9 protein-coding genes are annotated in these 16,508 nt (G+C 42.4%); all 9 read left to right on the plus strand.

The window, feature by feature from the left end:
- Positions 1 to 10: 10 nt before the first annotated feature.
- Complete coding sequence (locus AAEO56_RS00445; protein WP_341695038.1) at positions 11 to 583, plus strand: K(+)-transporting ATPase subunit C; 573 nt, start codon at positions 11 to 13, stop codon at positions 581 to 583.
- A 37-nt stretch (positions 584 to 620) separates the two neighbouring features.
- Positions 621 to 2,000, plus strand: a complete 1,380-nt coding sequence (locus AAEO56_RS00450; protein WP_341695039.1) for an outer membrane beta-barrel protein — start codon at positions 621 to 623, stop codon at positions 1,998 to 2,000.
- A gap of 2 nt (positions 2,001 to 2,002) precedes the next feature.
- Positions 2,003 to 3,130, plus strand: a complete 1,128-nt coding sequence (locus AAEO56_RS00455) for a sensor protein KdpD (RefSeq protein ID WP_341695040.1) — start codon at positions 2,003 to 2,005, stop codon at positions 3,128 to 3,130.
- Positions 3,127 to 4,863, plus strand: a complete 1,737-nt coding sequence (locus AAEO56_RS00460) for a sensor histidine kinase (protein WP_341695041.1) — start codon at positions 3,127 to 3,129, stop codon at positions 4,861 to 4,863. Before AAEO56_RS00455 ends, AAEO56_RS00460 begins: the two co-directional genes overlap by 4 nt.
- 87 nt (positions 4,864 to 4,950) lie before the next feature.
- Positions 4,951 to 6,900: a KUP/HAK/KT family potassium transporter gene (locus AAEO56_RS00465; RefSeq protein ID WP_341695042.1), complete on the plus strand. Its 1,950-nt coding sequence runs from the start codon at positions 4,951 to 4,953 to the stop codon at positions 6,898 to 6,900.
- 72 nt (positions 6,901 to 6,972) lie between these two features.
- Positions 6,973 to 7,347, plus strand: a complete 375-nt coding sequence (locus tag AAEO56_RS00470; RefSeq protein ID WP_341695043.1) for a DUF1508 domain-containing protein — start codon at positions 6,973 to 6,975, stop codon at positions 7,345 to 7,347.
- Between the two features lie 160 nt (positions 7,348 to 7,507).
- On the plus strand, positions 7,508 to 11,716 hold the full coding sequence (locus tag AAEO56_RS00475; protein WP_341695044.1) for a hybrid sensor histidine kinase/response regulator transcription factor: 4,209 nt from the start codon (positions 7,508 to 7,510) through the stop codon (positions 11,714 to 11,716).
- A gap of 174 nt (positions 11,717 to 11,890) precedes the next feature.
- Complete coding sequence (locus tag AAEO56_RS00480; RefSeq protein WP_341695045.1) at positions 11,891 to 14,968, plus strand: SusC/RagA family TonB-linked outer membrane protein; 3,078 nt, start codon at positions 11,891 to 11,893, stop codon at positions 14,966 to 14,968.
- An 11-nt stretch (positions 14,969 to 14,979) separates the two neighbouring features.
- On the plus strand, positions 14,980 to 16,458 hold the full coding sequence (locus AAEO56_RS00485) for a RagB/SusD family nutrient uptake outer membrane protein (protein ID WP_341695046.1): 1,479 nt from the start codon (positions 14,980 to 14,982) through the stop codon (positions 16,456 to 16,458).
- Positions 16,459 to 16,508 lie beyond the last annotated feature (50 nt).

Raw genomic sequence — 16,508 nt, forward strand, 5'->3', positions numbered from 1 at the left:
ATTAAACATCATGAAAAAAACATTTTTACAGGCCCTGAAACTTACTTTGGTATGCCTTGTTTGCTTCTCAGGAATTTATACCTTTATTGTGTATGGCATGGCGCAGGTAATGCCGAATAGTGGCAAAGGGAACATAATTACAGACACCGGCAGGGCTTATTATTCGAATATTGGGCAGTCATTTACTGCAAAGGGTTATTTTCACTCCAGGCCATCGGCGGTAGCCTACAATGCAGCCGGTTCCGGTGGCAGCAACAAAGGGCCATCCAACCCTGAATACCTTGCTGAAGTAGAAAAACGCATAGACACGATCCTGATACAAAACCCTGATATGAAGCGCGAAGACATTCCGGCAGATATGGTAACGGCAAGCGCAAGCGGCCTTGACCCGCACATATCGATGCTTTCGGCAAAATTCCAGATGAAGCGTATTGCCAGGGAAAGGAACATTAAGGTTTCTGAACTGGAAACACTGATAGAAAACCATACGGATAAACCGCTTGTTGGGCTTTTTGGCCCTGAAAAGATAAATGTCCTGGAACTTAACATTGCCCTCGATAAACTCGACAAGAACAAACACTAAAAACAAATATACACTCAAACAAATTTTAATCCCTATTATGAAAACAGTAAGCACAATCGTATTACTATTAATTACCTCACTTGCATTACAGGCACAGGATACCCTGGTCGCTAAAAAAGCGCCCTTTGAAGGCATGGACTTAACCTGGGTGAATGGGCAGAACAGGCAGAAAAATTTCCCGCTCACCCTTAAAGACAAAGATGACGAAACAATACTTACAGGTGTGCTGTATGCCGACACGTATTACAACTATAACTTTGCCAACCCGATAGATAATACGCAAACAATATCTGCAACTATGGGCCGCCACAATGAGTTTACCGTTAACCTTGCAAGCATTGGTTTCGAAACCAATTACAAGAATATAATCGGACGCGTTTGGTTGCAGTATGGACAGATGGGCGCAGTTGTTAACGATGTGGACGGGTCTGTATTCAGGGGGCGAAATACCAGCATCAACAACCTGAAGAACATCCGTGAGGCTGCTGCCGGTTACCACTTTGACGTATGGCACGGCATCAACATTGAGATGGGTATTTTCATGAGCTATATTGGCCTTGAAAGTTACGTAACACAGGAAAACTGGAACTACCAAAGGAGTATGCTGTGTGACTTCACGCCATTCTATTTTAGCGGTGCACGTGTCCAGATGTTCCCTTCTGAAAAACTGAAAACAGAAATCTGGCTACTGAACGGCTGGCAATCGTATAACAGTTTCAGCAATAGTCCCGGGCTTGGCAGCTCAACGTATTACAGGCCAAATGAAAACCTGCAATTGGTTGCCAATTTCTACTTAGGCCGCGATACACAAAATCCGGATACACAGGGCAACCAGTCACAAAGGCTGCGTTTTCACCATGACAACAGCATTGTGGCACGCTACTACAAAAATCCTGAAGCTACAGGAATATCCCAGGCTGCCTTTAGCCTTAACTCCCATTACGGCTTCCAAAGCAATAATGAGGAGGGCGATAAGGTTAAAGCATCCGAAAATTTTATGGTAGGAACCTCACTGGCTAACCGTATATGGTTTAACAAAAACAAGATGGCTTTGAGCCTCAGGGCAGATTATATGACCAACCAATCGGTTGTGAATGGTGTAAACACCTCGCCTTACCTTGCTTTCACCCCTGCCGCTACAGGCGACATCCCTAACAATTATGACAATGCCCTTGCCAATGGCGACAAGCTGCGGATATTCCAGTTCACCTCTACTTTCGATATTATGCCCAGCGATTTTGTAACCTTCCGTATTGAGTATGGCTTCAGGAACTCAAGCATACCTTACTTTACAGGTTCAGGTGGCACAACATCGGCCAGCGGATGGACAAACGGGCCAACGGGTACTACGCCATGGGCGGCAGACCTGAAAAAGTCGGAGAACAGGGTTACCCTTGCTGTTAACTTCAGGCTATAAATGTGGATAAAGAAAAAGAAAATAATGTAAAGCATTTTCTTGACCTGATCCAGAAATCAAGGAAAGGAAAGTTTAAGGTCTACATCGGCATGAGTGCCGGTGTAGGCAAAACTTTTCGTATGCTTCAGGAAGCCCATTCACTGTTGCGAAATGGCATTGACGTAAAGATCGGCTTTGTTGAAACGCATAACCGCAAAGAAACCCATGCCCTTTTGGACGGACTGCCCATCGTACCCAACAGGACCTTATTCTATAAGGGCAAGCACCTCGAGGAGATGGACCTGCAGGCGATCATCAACCTTCGGCCGGAAGTGGTGATTGTAGATGAGCTGGCCCATACCAATATAGAAGGCAGCAAAAACGAGAAGCGCTGGCAGGATGTGATGGAAATACTGGATGCCGGTATTAACGTGATCAGTGCGGTAAACATACAGCATATTGAAAGCCTGAATGATGACATTAAGGAAATCACCGGCATCGAAGTTAAGGAGCGCGTTCCGGACAGTGTCCTAAAGGCTGCTGATGAAGTGGTAAACATTGACCTTACCGCCGATGAGCTCATTACGCGCCTAAAAGAAGGCAAGATATACACCGAAGATAAAATACAGGCCGCCCTCAGGAACTTCTTTAAAGCAGACCATATTCTTCAACTGCGCGAACTTGCCCTGAAAGAAGTTGCAAGCCAGGTCGAGCGCAAAGTTGAGAATGAAATTACCGGGACCGGCAGCTTACGGCACGAGCGCTTTTTGGCGTGCATCGGCAGCAACCCGCAGACCGCAAAAACCGTTATCCGAAAAACAGCAAGATTAGCTAATTACTACCATAGTAAATGGTTTGTGCTTTATGTACAAACCCCAAAAGAAAGCAGCGACAAAATACCTTTAGACAAGCAACGCCACCTGATCAATAATTTTAAGCTGGCAACACAATTGGGCGCTGAAGTCATAAAGGTAGAAAACAATAATGTAGCACGGACTATAACGCAGCAGGCCGAAACCCTGAAAGTAACAACAATATGCATTGGCAAGCCACGCCTTACACTGGTTAAGGTAATTTTGTCAACAAACATTTTCAATGAGCTCCTAAATAAATTATCTTCGAGTGATATTGACCTTATTATTTTGTCATGACCATGAAAATCAAAACGAAACTTATATTCGCGATGTGCCTTTTGTTCCTGATGATCACCATCCTTTCGGGACTGGGCATCAGGCAGGTAAGGCTATTATCAGGCGATACTAAAAATATTCTTGTGGCCAATTACCAATCGCTGGAACACGCCCGCAATATGTACAAGGTGCTTGATAATATCGGTAATGAAGAAAAAGCCACTGAAAAATTCCAAACGTATCTCGACCTGCAAAAAAACAATGTGACAGAAACCGGTGAGCAGGAACTGACTAACGACCTTGCAGAAGATTATGAAGCCCTTTTAAAGCAACCGGGTAATGCCGAAATAACAAAAAAAGTACGCGCCGACCTGAACAGCATCATGAAGCTGAACATGGATGCCATACAACGCAAAAGCAACACCGCAAGCCAAACTGCAGATGACTCCTTGTTGTGGATGTCATTGGTCAGTTCCTTCTGCTTTATCATCGGATTCACCCTGATAGTCAACCTGCCGGGTTATATAGCAAACCCTATCCGTGACCTTACGGAAAGCATAAAGGAGATAGCGGCTAAGAATTATTCGAAAAGGCTGTATTTTAAAGGGCATGATGAATTTAGCGAGCTTGCAAAATCGTTTAATACCATGGCCGAAAAGCTCCAGGAATACAGCGCCAGCAACCTTTCTAAAATTATGATTGAGAAAAAGCGTATCGACACGCTCATCAATAATATGCAGGATCCGGTTATAGGACTGGATGAAAACCACAGGATACTTTTTGCTAATGATGAGGCCCTGAAAATTACGGGTTTTAAGAGCAGCGACCTTATTGGCAGGCCCGCACAGGAGGCTGCATTGATTAACGACCTGATGCGCAATCTTACAAAAGACGTCATACTTCCGGATACCATAGCCGAAAAAGAAGAGGCACTGAAAATTTATGCTAACGGACGGGAAAGCTACTTTGAAAAAAACATCATTCCAATATCGATAGTGCCTACGGGCGAAACGGATAAAAAGAAGATCGGTTCTGTGATTATCCTCAGGGATATTACGGCCTATAAAGAGCTTGACGCAGCAAAAACAAATTTTATAGCCACCGTTTCGCATGAGTTCAAAACACCTATTTCGTCTATGAAGATGAGCCTGCAGTTGCTTGAGAACCAAAAAACGGGCAGGTTGAATGCAGAGCAGAAAAACCTTGTAGAAAGCATCAAGGATGATACCAACCGCCTGTTACGCACTACTGGTGAATTGCTTAACATCACCCAGGTAGAGACCGGAAAGACCAGCCTTACAGTAGCATCCTGCGATGTGGGAACCCTAGTAGCCGAGAGCATAGAAAGCAATAAGGTACAGGCGACTGCAAAAAATATCCAGATGGAAACCGATGTTCCTTTAGGTTTTCCTGAGATCCTTGCCGATGCCGGGAAAACGCAATGGATCATTTCTAACATTATCTCTAATGCGATCCGGTATTCCTATGAAAATTCGGTAGTAACAATAAGGGCTGTACAAGAGGAACATACTATCAAATTAACGGTAAAAGATAATGGCCAGGGCATTCCTGAAAATTACATCAGCAGGATATTCGATAAGTATTTCCGTGTACCGGGAACCCAAAAAGAAGGCACCGGCCTGGGCCTCGCTATCAGTAAGGAATTTATGGAAGCCCAGGGCGGGACGATAACGGCGGCAAGCACTCCCGGAGAAGGCAGTTGCTTTACGCTGGTTTTCAAAAGGGCTTTCTGATAATGATAACAGGCAGGAGGAATTGCTTTTTACTTTCGATAAAGTCATCTGCATGTTTTAAAAATTATTTCTAATTTTACTTTACTTATGCATATAGATAACAAGGAATTTCACAAGAAAATTACTTTAGCAGGGTCGCTCATCGCTGTAGGAATTGTTTTTGGAGATATAGGAACATCACCATTATATACGCTTAATGCAGTATTTCACGGAAGAATTATAACCGAATCGATTGCTCTGGGCAGCCTGAGCTGCATATTCTGGACGTTATTTTTTCAGACAACCCTTAAGTATGTCATAATTACGCTACAGGCTGATAATAATGGTGAAGGCGGTATATTATCCCTTTACGCGCTGATAAGGAGATATTGGGGCAAATGGCTCATATTTCCTGCTATGGCAGGCGGGGCATTCCTGATTGCAGACGGCATTATTACCCCGCCTATTTCTGTTGCTTCCGCTATCGAGGGCGTACAACACGTTGTACCCGGCTTTGATACGGTCCCTGTTATTATAGCAATACTCATAGGCTTATTTGTATTCCAGCAGTTTGGGACAGATAAAATCGGCAAGATATTTGGCCCTGCTATGGTGATATGGTTTAGCTTTATAGCGGTACTGGGCATTATGGCCTTAACCGAAAATCCAGGGGCGCTAAGGGCAATAAATCCTTATTACGCTTACCAGATGCTTGTCAACAATCCCGGCGGCTTTTGGCTTCTGGGGAGCATTTTTCTTTGTACTACCGGTGCCGAAGCACTGTATAGCGACATGGGCCATTGTGGGAGGAACAATATCCGGATCAGCTGGATATTTATCAAAATAGCCCTTGTGCTTTGTTATGCAGGGCAGACAGCATGGCTTTTAGGCCATGTTGGCGAAACGGTAGGTAATGTGAGCCCTTTTTACCACATAGTCCCTCCACAGATATTCTGGCTGGCACTAATCATTGCTACAGCGGCTACCATAATAGCATCGCAGGCATTGATTAGCGGCTGTTTTACACTCATAAATGAAGCGATACGGCTTGATATATGGCCGAGGCACATGGTACTGTTTCCAGGTAATGTTAAGGGGCAGCTATACATCCCGGCAATAAATTGGTTCCTGATGACCGGGTGCATTGGGATGGTACTCTATTTTAGGGAAAGTACCCGAATGGAAGCTGCTTTTGGATTAAGCGTTACGCTCACAATGATAATGAGTACCCTATTGATAAACTATTATTTGCGGGCAAAACGTATCCCATACCCTTTGGTACTAATCACCACAGGCCTTTTTCTTTGTATCGAATTCAGTTTTCTTATAGCAAACCTCCAAAAAATTACTGAAGGCGGCTGGATTACCCTTGTAATAGGGTTCCTGTTATTTATGATCATGTTTGTGTGGTGGAAAGGTAAAAAGACAAAATCTGCCATTACCCCGATGGTTGACATAGAGCAATACATACCCAGGCTTAAAAAGCTAAGTGTTGATGAGACAATACCGAAATTTGCTACCAATCTCGTATACCTTACCGTTTCGGCATCCCATCGAAAAATTGAGCAGAATATCATAGATTCCATTTTGAGCGGTACACCAAAACGAGCCGATATCTACTGGTTCGTACATGTAAATGTTTCCAACGAGCCTTACGGGTTAAATTATTCTGTAGATAGTATTATTAAAGATGATATCTATTTTATTGAATTCAATTTAGGTTTCAGGATCGAGCCAAGGATCGACTTTTACTTTAGGGAAGTGGTACTGGAAATGATACATAATAAAGAGGTAGACATTTCGCAGCGTAGGGAGTCCGGCTACCAAAAAACACTCACAGGAGATTTCAAATTTGTAGTTCGCGACAGCTTCCTTTCTTTTGATAATAATATGCCTTTTTGGAAAAATTTTATTATGAAAAGCTTTTATAACCTTAAGTATCTTAGCGTTAAAGAACAGGTTAATTTTGAGCTTGACAAAAGCAATTTGATTGTTGAAAAATATCCATTGGTGGTTACTCCGTATAGTGGCCCAAAGCTTGTTCGGAAAGAGCATTAAACATATCTTTTTTAAATAAAATTTTATCTTTATTTTATGCTATCTTGCCGCCCTTTAAATCTTACTTGAACTATGGGGATGTTTGTCATCAGCAAGCGGTATAATGGGGAATACAAATTTACTTTTGCATCGCGCAAAGGAAAAACTATTTTTACCAGTATTGCCTGCAAGCAAAAAACAGATTGCCTACAGATGATTGACGGAATAAGGGAGAACATTGCATCGTTTGCCTTTACAAAGAACAGGACTGCCGCCGGAAAATATTTCTTCAGGCTTTCAAAAGACGGGTTGGTACTCGCCACCAGTCGGAAATATTCTTCAGAAGTGAGTTTTACGAAAGGTATTAATGAAATCCTTAAATATCTCCCCCTTTCGGAAACATTGGATTTTTCTGAAAACGAATTTGTATTCCCTGATGCCGATACTATTTTTGAAGAAGCCGAATAGGAATAAATAGTGATTCTTTTACAATTTCAAAGAAAAAATCTGTTTTTCGTTAAAATACGCATTTTTTTATGCGTTTTATAAATAACATTTGATTAACTTGGACATAAGTAAGTCCTGCCTTTTTCTCATATATACAGGCTAAAGTTAAAACATCATCCAATTGAAACGCAGTATTTTATTTATCAGCTTTCTTTTCCTGTATATTGCCTGCAATAATAAGGAAGGGGCTGTGCCATCAAATGTTACGCCTGCCAGCAAAAATAGCAACAGAAACCCCCAACATCAGGCAGCTATTTCAAAATCGCAGGACCTGAAATACTCCCTTGAACAGCTCGATAATACAAAGGGATTATCCAACAGTTCAGTAAATTGTATATTCCAGGATTCCCAAAACCTGGTGTGGATAGGAACATGGGATGGGCTGAACCGGTATGACGGACACGATTTTAAAATTTTCAGGCCGGAGCCTGGTAACAAAAACACACTTACCAACCAGGTAGTACTTAAAATAGCCGAGGACAGCGCAGGGCAAATCTGGGTGCTTACCATGCATGGCATTAACAAATACGATAAAAAAACCGATACCTTCCAACAGTTTTATTTTTCTACGGATAACAAACCGCCTTTATCCGAATCGCAGTTCAATATGGCGCTGGATGGTTCTGGACAAGTATTTTGCGCTGTTAAAGACTGGGGTATCGGCTATTTTGACGGCAACGCTTTCCAGCCATTCAGCAGCAAAGACTTTACTGCTAAAACCGTAAAAAAAATAGAATTTTCAGGAACAGGGGAACTGCTGGTACTGTTTGAAGACAATGAGCTGTATGCCCTGACAATACAGACACTTCCCGGCGGTAAAAAAACAATATCGAAAATCGAATTGATTTCTAAAGCAATACATACGTTTGATGTACTGCCTGACAGAGGCATCTGCACGGTATCTGCTACAGGTGAAGCGGCCTTATTTTCACTGGCAGATAAGAAACGATTGGTGCTTCAGCAAAAAAACATCGAGAATATCATTGGGCATACACCTGAAGGGCTGGTATTATCGGGTAAGGCAGGTTATTTTATCATTGACCCCGCAGGGAATACTATCACCATGCCATGGTCCAAATACCTGACAAACCAAAAGATTACTACCCTAATCCAGGGGAGTGAAAACGTACTGTGGACAGGGACGGATGGTGATGGGGTTTTTAAAATGTATCCGCTTAAAAAATCGTTTAATCTTATCTCTAAAGCGCAGATGCCGGAACTTGATGGCGGTATCGTGCGCACCTTCCTTAAATCAGGAGACAATTCTTTCTGGCTGGGCACGAAAGGGAAAGGCCTGTTTCGCCTGCCAGCCGATTTTTACCAAAATCCCGGTAAGGTCCCGGAGTTACAAAATTTTAATGAGGACAACAGCACCATAAACAATGCCGTGTATGCTTTAAGCAAAGGAAAAGACAACCTCGTCCTTATCGGCACAGATGGCGACGGGATTACAGTATATGACATCAATGCATCACGGCTTATCAACTGGAAGGACATTGCCGGAAATGAAAAGTGCGGGCACTTCAAATCAGTTTACGCTATACATCAGGATAATGACGGTTTTATCTGGCTTGGGACAAATGGTTACGGAATGATCCGCTTCAAATTAGAACGGGCCGGTGGAAAATTGAAAATTACGGATTTTAAAAAATACATTGCCGGGACAGATGGTGAGGGTATGCTGAGCAGCAACATTATATTTTCGATCATTCCCGGAAATGATGGCCAGCTCTGGATCGGTACGCGGCTTGGCGGGCTAAACCTGTTCGATAAGAAATCAGGGCGTTTCCGTACCTATAAAAATGTACCTGACAATCCTGCAAGCCTTTCCAACAATGATATTCTTTGCCTCGTTACCGATGCCGACAATAAGCTTTGGATAGGCACCAGTTTCGGGCTGAATGTACTGGAAGACCTGAAGAGTGATGGTACGGCAGTATTTAAAAATTTTACCGTTAAAGATGGCCTGCCCAATAACACAATTCACGGGATCGTACCTGATAAAAAATCGAACCTTTGGATAAGCACCAATTTTGGGTTGTCCAACTTTACTATCAATCCGGCTAAGTTCACCAACTATTCTAAAAATGAAGGACTGCAAAACAATGAATTTGCAGACGGCGCATTTTATAATGACCCCGAATCAGGCCTTATTTTTATGGGTGGGATAAAAGGTTTTAATTATTTTTTACCGGAAAAGATACAGGAATCGCCTGCCCTACCCGATCTTCTTATTGATAAGATAAGCGGTCAAAACCAGGCTACCCCCTACTATCAGGGGCTTGTTATTTCTCCCAATTCGAAAACGCATCCCTCGATCGTTTTAGATCATAACCAGAATTTTTTCGACATCCATCTTGCGGCACTGACCTATACAAACAATGAGAAATGCCAGTATGCCTACCAGTTAAAGGGCTTTGATGAAAACTGGAATTCCATTGGAAACCGTAAGATCATTTCTTTTACAAATGTGCCCAGGGGAAGCTATTCTTTATGGGTAAAATGGTCTAATATCGACGGTGTGTGGAGCGAGCCGGTACATGCCATCGACATACGGATAAAACCTGTGTGGTGGCAGTCTAACCTGGCTACCGGGATCTACCTGGTGCTGGCCTTGCTGTTTATTTTGTTTGTACGCAGCTACTACCTGAAACGCCAGTCGTTACAGCAAAATATACTTTTCAGGAAGAAAGAGGAAGAGCTGCATGAAAACAGGCTGTCGTTCTTTACGAATATTGCCCACGAATTTTTAACGCCGCTTACCCTGATCGTAGGGCCGGTACAGAAACTATCGGAAACGGCCCATCTAGATGACCGGAACCGGAAATTCACCCACATGATCCAAAAGAATGTGTCGAGGCTCCTGTTCCTTACCCAGCAATTGCTGGAGTTCAGAAAGGCTGAATACGATTACCTCGAAATTACAGTAAAGAAATTCGACCTTATAAGCCTGATTGAGCAGATTGCCGAATTGTTTGACGATTGGGCATTGGATAAAAACATCAATTATACTATTGAAGTACCTTCTGAACTGCCGGGATGGTTCGATAAGGATAAGCTTGAAAAAATAGTATTCAATTTAATGTCCAATGCCTTTAAGTATACCCCTGTAAACGGTTCTATTTCGCTAAAATGCGCGATAGAAGGTGAGAATCCTAAAAAACTGAACATCACGATAAGCAATACCGGAAAAGGAATTCCGAAAGAAAAACTCGATTCCCTGTTTGACCGCTTTTTCCTGTCGGATATCAAAGAAAACCCCGACCCTGAAATGTTCAGGACAGGTATCGGCCTTGCTTACATTAAGAGGCTGGTAACCGTATTGCGCGGCGAAATTTTGGTATCCAGCATCGCTAATGCACAAACGACATTTACCATTTTAATACCTTGCGAAAAAGCAACTTTCAGCGAGAAAGAAATAGATACGGAGATTGCGCCTGTTTTAATTTCCCATCACCTTAAAAATATCCTTGAAGACACAACAACTGATAAGCCAAACGAGCTTCCGGATAAGATTTTGGCTTTGGAAGTTGTAGAGAGCAACAGGAAAAATGTATTGGTTGTTGAAGATGAGAAAGAGATACAATTGTACCTGAGAGACCTGCTATCTGAAAATTATACAATCATCAGCGCCTACAATGGTATTGAAGCGCTTGAAGCTATTGAAAAAGAAATCCCCGATATTATAATCAGCGATGTGATGATGCCTCTTATGGACGGTGTGGAGCTTTGCAGAAAGGTAAAGACCGATATAAGGACCTGCCATGTGCCTTTTATCATGCTTACCGCCAAAAACTCCGTGATGCACAGGATAGAAGGTTTGGAAAGCGGCGCCAACTCCTACATACCTAAGCCTTTTTATCCCGACCATTTGCTGGTGAGGGTGCAGAAACTCCTTGAAGAAAAGGAATTGATCCTAAGGCATTTTACACAGGATACACTTGTTGAGAATTTATCTGCAATGCCAATACATAATGATGAGAAAGCTTTTATAAAATCATTGATTGATCTTATCCGTAAAAATATTGACAGCGAAAACCTCCAAAGCGCCTTTATTGAAAAAACACTTGGAATAAGCACCTCACAATTATATCGCAAGACAAAGGAAATTTTTGACCTCTCCCCCGGCGACCTGATACGGACAATACGCTTAAAACACGCTGCCGAACTTTTGCGGAAAAATGTTTTGACAGTGTCTGAAGTATGCTATAAATCCGGTTTCAACAACCGTTCTTACTTCTACAGGGAGTTTAAAAAGATGTATAACACCACCCCGAAAAATTACCAGCTCCAATATAAGTCAAAGAGCGCGTCTTTTTCAAATAACTGAAAATCAATCTGTTTATAATTAGTGTACACTTTTGAAAAAATAGTGTACACCATTTTTTGCAGGCATATTTTACATTTATAACGTTTTCGTAAAGTCATTATCACATTTAAACTAACCATTTATTATTAACATGAGAAAAAATTACAAATTATTAACAACTCAACCTTTTTTAATATGAATCGAAAAATCATTTACACTTTGCTCCTTATATGGACAATGTTATCAGGAGGTGTTATTTATGCGCAGACTATTACAGGTACCGTATCGGATGCAAACGGCCCTTTACCTGGTGCAGATATTATTGTTAAAGGAACTACTACAAGCACTATGACCGACATTGATGGAAAATACAGCATCAGTAACCTTGGCTCAAATGCTGTATTGGTTTTTAACTATGTGGGGTATATCCCTCAGGAAGTTGCCGTGAGCGGTGACTCCACGGTTAATATTGTTTTGGTGGAAGATACACAAAGCCTGAATGAAGTGGTGCTTACGGGATATGTAGGCCAGCGTAAAAACGCAATAACCGGAGCCGTAGGGCAGGTAAATGTTGAAAACACGCTGAAAACAAGAGTTCCGGACGTATCCCAGTCGTTACAGGGACAGATTGCGGGTGTATTTGTTGCTGCAAGTACCGGTGCGCCCGGCGATGGTATCAAGATCAGGATACGTGGTGAAGGAACATTGGGTAACAATGACGTATTATATGTTATTGACGGTGTGCCAACACGCGATATTTCATTCCTTGACGGAAACGACATCCAATCGATCAACGTTCTGAAAGATGCTGCTGCTGCTGCTATATATGGATCCAGGGCTGCGGGTGGTGTTCTGGTAATAACCACAAAACGCGGTATTGAGGGAAAACCTACACTCGAAGTAAATATGTTTACCGGGATACATTTTGCACAAAATCTTCCTGATATGCTTAATACCGACCAATACCTTCAGGTAAAGGATCAGGCATGGCACAACACATTAGGTAATGCTGCTAATGCAGAAAGCCCGTATGCTTTTGACAGGAGGACAAGGACTGACCTTGCCGATACCAACTGGCAGGATGAGCTTTTTACAACAGGAATTTCTAACAATGTTCATATTTCTGCAAGCGGCGCTAGCGATAAAGTAAAATATTTTGTTTCCGGTGGCTACTACGGTATTGATGGGATTGTGACTGAAAACAATGACAAATTTAAAAGGGTAAACTTCAGGTCGAATGTTAATGCGGCTGTAAGTGACCGTTTTGATGTAGGTACCAACATCCAGATGAGCTTTGCCAAGCAGGACAGATTGTCATCAAGCGGCGATGCTCCGGGTGTGATTCGCCATGCGCTGATACGCCCGCCGGTTATAGGAGTATATAAAGATCCAAGCGACCCAACATGGTCGGCTGGCAATCCTTATACTGATTTGCCATTTTACGTTGGGCCCGGCGATTACAGCAGGAATTATGAATACAGCTCTAATCCATTAGCCATCGTGCATTTTACGGATGACATAAGGGAAACATTCCAGACCTTTGGTAATGTGTATGCACAATATGCTTTCCTTGGAGACAAATCCCTTAAATTCAAAAGTAACCTTGGTGCAGATGTAAAATTCCTGCATGGTAAAACTTTTGGTGAAAACTTTGGGGATGCTGATATTACAGACGTTAACAATGTATATTATGGATTGGGAAGGAACAACAGGCCGAACAGCCTGAATGAAAGCAGGACCCAGGATGTTACTTTTACATGGTCTAACACGCTTAACTATGTAAAGACATTTAATGGCGTGCATGACGTTAACGTGCTTTTGGGGCAGGAATTTATAACCAACAAAGCTGCCGGACTAGGTGGTGCAAGGTCGAATTACGACAATACTACAGACCCTTTCAGGTATCTTGATTTTGGAGGGTTGGGAAGCGCTACTACCCCATACCCATACAGTTCAGGATCTCAGACTTCATGGAGCTTAATGTCGTATTTCGCATCGGGTTCTTATGGTTATAAAGATAAATATTTTGCTACAGCAACAATGAGGGCTGATGCATCTTCAAGGTTCGGGCCAAACCACAAATGGGGCTATTTCCCGTCAGTAGGTGCAAACTGGATCATTTCAAACGAAAACTTCATGACTGATGTAAACTGGCTTTCTTACCTTAGGTTAAGAGCAAGCTGGGGTCAGTTAGGAAATCAGGAAATACCTAATAATGCCTACGAAACTTTAGTTTCTACAACAGGTGGCGGCGTGAACATCATCCGTTATGGTAATCCTGACCTGAAATGGGAAACAACTACACAAACCAATTTTGGCCTTGATTTTTCATTCCTGAAAGATAAGCTGATGTTTACTGCTGATTATTTTAATAAAACAACTGACGATATACTATTAACTGTTGGCCTTCCTGCAGTATCAGTAGGGGTTATTGGCAGGACGTATGTAAATGCAGGCGAAGTTGAGAACAAAGGCTTTGAGTTTGGGGTAAAATTCCAAAATAATGACCATGATTTTAAATATGGAGTAAATGCCAATCTTGCAACCCTGACAAGCAATGTGAACCGCCTTCAGGAATTTGTAAAAAACATACAGGACGATTCAACTCATACCAGAATAGAAGCAGGACAGCCTGCAAACTCGTATTATGGTTACGTATTTGACGGAATTTATCAAAATGCAGCGGAAGTGAGCTCTGCTTTATATACAAATGCAAATGGTACTCAACCCGGAGATATGAAATTTAAGGATCTTAACAACGATGGACAGATCAACGCGGATGACAGGACATTTATTGGTAACCCGAACCCGAAAGTTGTGTATGGCTTTACATTTAATGCCTCTTACAAAAACTTTGATATCTCGTTCCTTTTACAAGGTGTAGAGGGCGTTGACCGCTATAATGACCTGAAACAGATACTTGATTATGACAGCCGTCCGTTCAACTCTACTACAGCAGTTTTAGGCGCGTGGAATGGCGAGGGTACCAGCAATACTACTCCAAGGGTTACATTCAATAATAATGGCGGTGGGTTTGTATCAAGCAAATTTGTAGAAGATGCTTCTTACCTGAGGTTAAAAAACATCGAACTTGGATATACCCTTAATAATGTAGTACCAGGCATCAGTGGTTTACGTATATATGTTTCAGGACAAAACCTGCTAACATTCACGAAGTATACCGGTTTAGATCCTGAATCGACATCATACATAGATAAAGGAACCTATCCACAGGCAGCGGCAGTTATTTTTGGTGCGAAAGTAAAACTTTAAAAAAATTGATTATGAAAAATTATATTAAACTCGGACTGCTACTTGGTGTAGTCACAATCACAGGATGTGAAGATGAGCTTACGCAGGAAGCTGTGGGGTTAACCACCCTTGAACAGGCAAACACTACCCCTACGCTGGCGACAATAGAAACATCTGTACGCTCGTCTTACGACTTGCTTTCCAACAGGCTGAATATACTGGCACAATGGGATTGGAACGGCGGACTTGTATTCCAGAATGATTATGTGATGCAGGATGTGGCATCGGATGATATGGAAAAGAAATGGAACCCTGATGGTGACCAGCCATGGATTGATGACCTGAACAATTTTACTTTCACCTCTACCAATGGAGGTCCGAACGGACTATGGAAGTATGATTATGAAGGTATCAAAAGGATAAACATCGCGATTGCCCATCTTACAAATCCGGATATAGAATCTATTACAGGAATTACTGCTGAAAGGAAAAACCAGTTATTGGGAGAAGCATACTTTTTGAGGTCATATTACTATTTCTCACTGGTTACAAATTTTGGTGACGTGCCATTGATAATTGCTCCTGTTAAGACCTACCAGGAAGCTTTTGAAGTGGCGGTAAGAGCAGACAAAGCAGTAGTTTGGGATCGTATAAAAGCCGACCTTAATACAGCGAAAGGGCTATTACCTAACAGCAAATTTTCATCTGAAACCGAAAAATGGAGGGTATCAAAAGGTGCTGTGATTGCGCTTTTGGCAAAATCAGAATTATATACTGAAAACTGGGGTGCCGTACCGGGCCTTGTTGACGAATTGGCGCCGCTTGGCTACAGCCTGAATGACAACTATTTCGACAGCTTCAGGACAGAATTTACGGATAACGAAGTAATTTTTGCTTTTGACCACCAGACCAATGCCACTCCGACAAAAAGAGGTAATGGTATTGATGCACCGCTTGGATGGGGATTCTTTGCCCCTAGCGCGAATTTCCTTGCGTCTTTTGAGCCGAATGATCCAAGGCTGCTGTATACTGTAAACGTTGCTACTCAAAATGTAAACAAAATGCTGGGCAGCCTTGACGGTACCAATAAAGGTAATGACGATGGGCCGAACAATAAGATCTACATGCGCTATGCTGATGCCCTCCTATGGAAAGCAGAAGCTTTGAACGAGCAGGGAGACCACGCTGGCGCTATCGCGATCATCAACCAGATCAGGAACAGGGCAAGGACTACAGTTGATGCCCTGGGCAACATCCCTCCTGCCGGAACTCTTGCAGACAGGCCTTCATCTTCTGATGGCGCAACTGTAAAAGGATGGCTGATATCAGAAAGAAGGGCAGAACTTGGTTTTGAAAACCAAAGGATGCTTGACCTGAAACGATGGGGTATAGCGAAAGAGGTAATGATAGCCCACGGAAAAAACTTCCTGGATAAACACTACCTATACCCTATTCCACAATCTGAAATTGATGCTTCTGCAGGGACTTTGACACAAAATCCCGGTTACTAAAATAAAAGTTTGGGTTAGCTCAGGTGCTGTTAAAGCAGGCCTGGGTTAAC

Source organism: Flavobacterium arundinis, from assembly GCF_038289855.1.
GTDB classification, from domain to species: Bacteria; Bacteroidota; Bacteroidia; order Flavobacteriales; family Flavobacteriaceae; genus Flavobacterium; species Flavobacterium arundinis.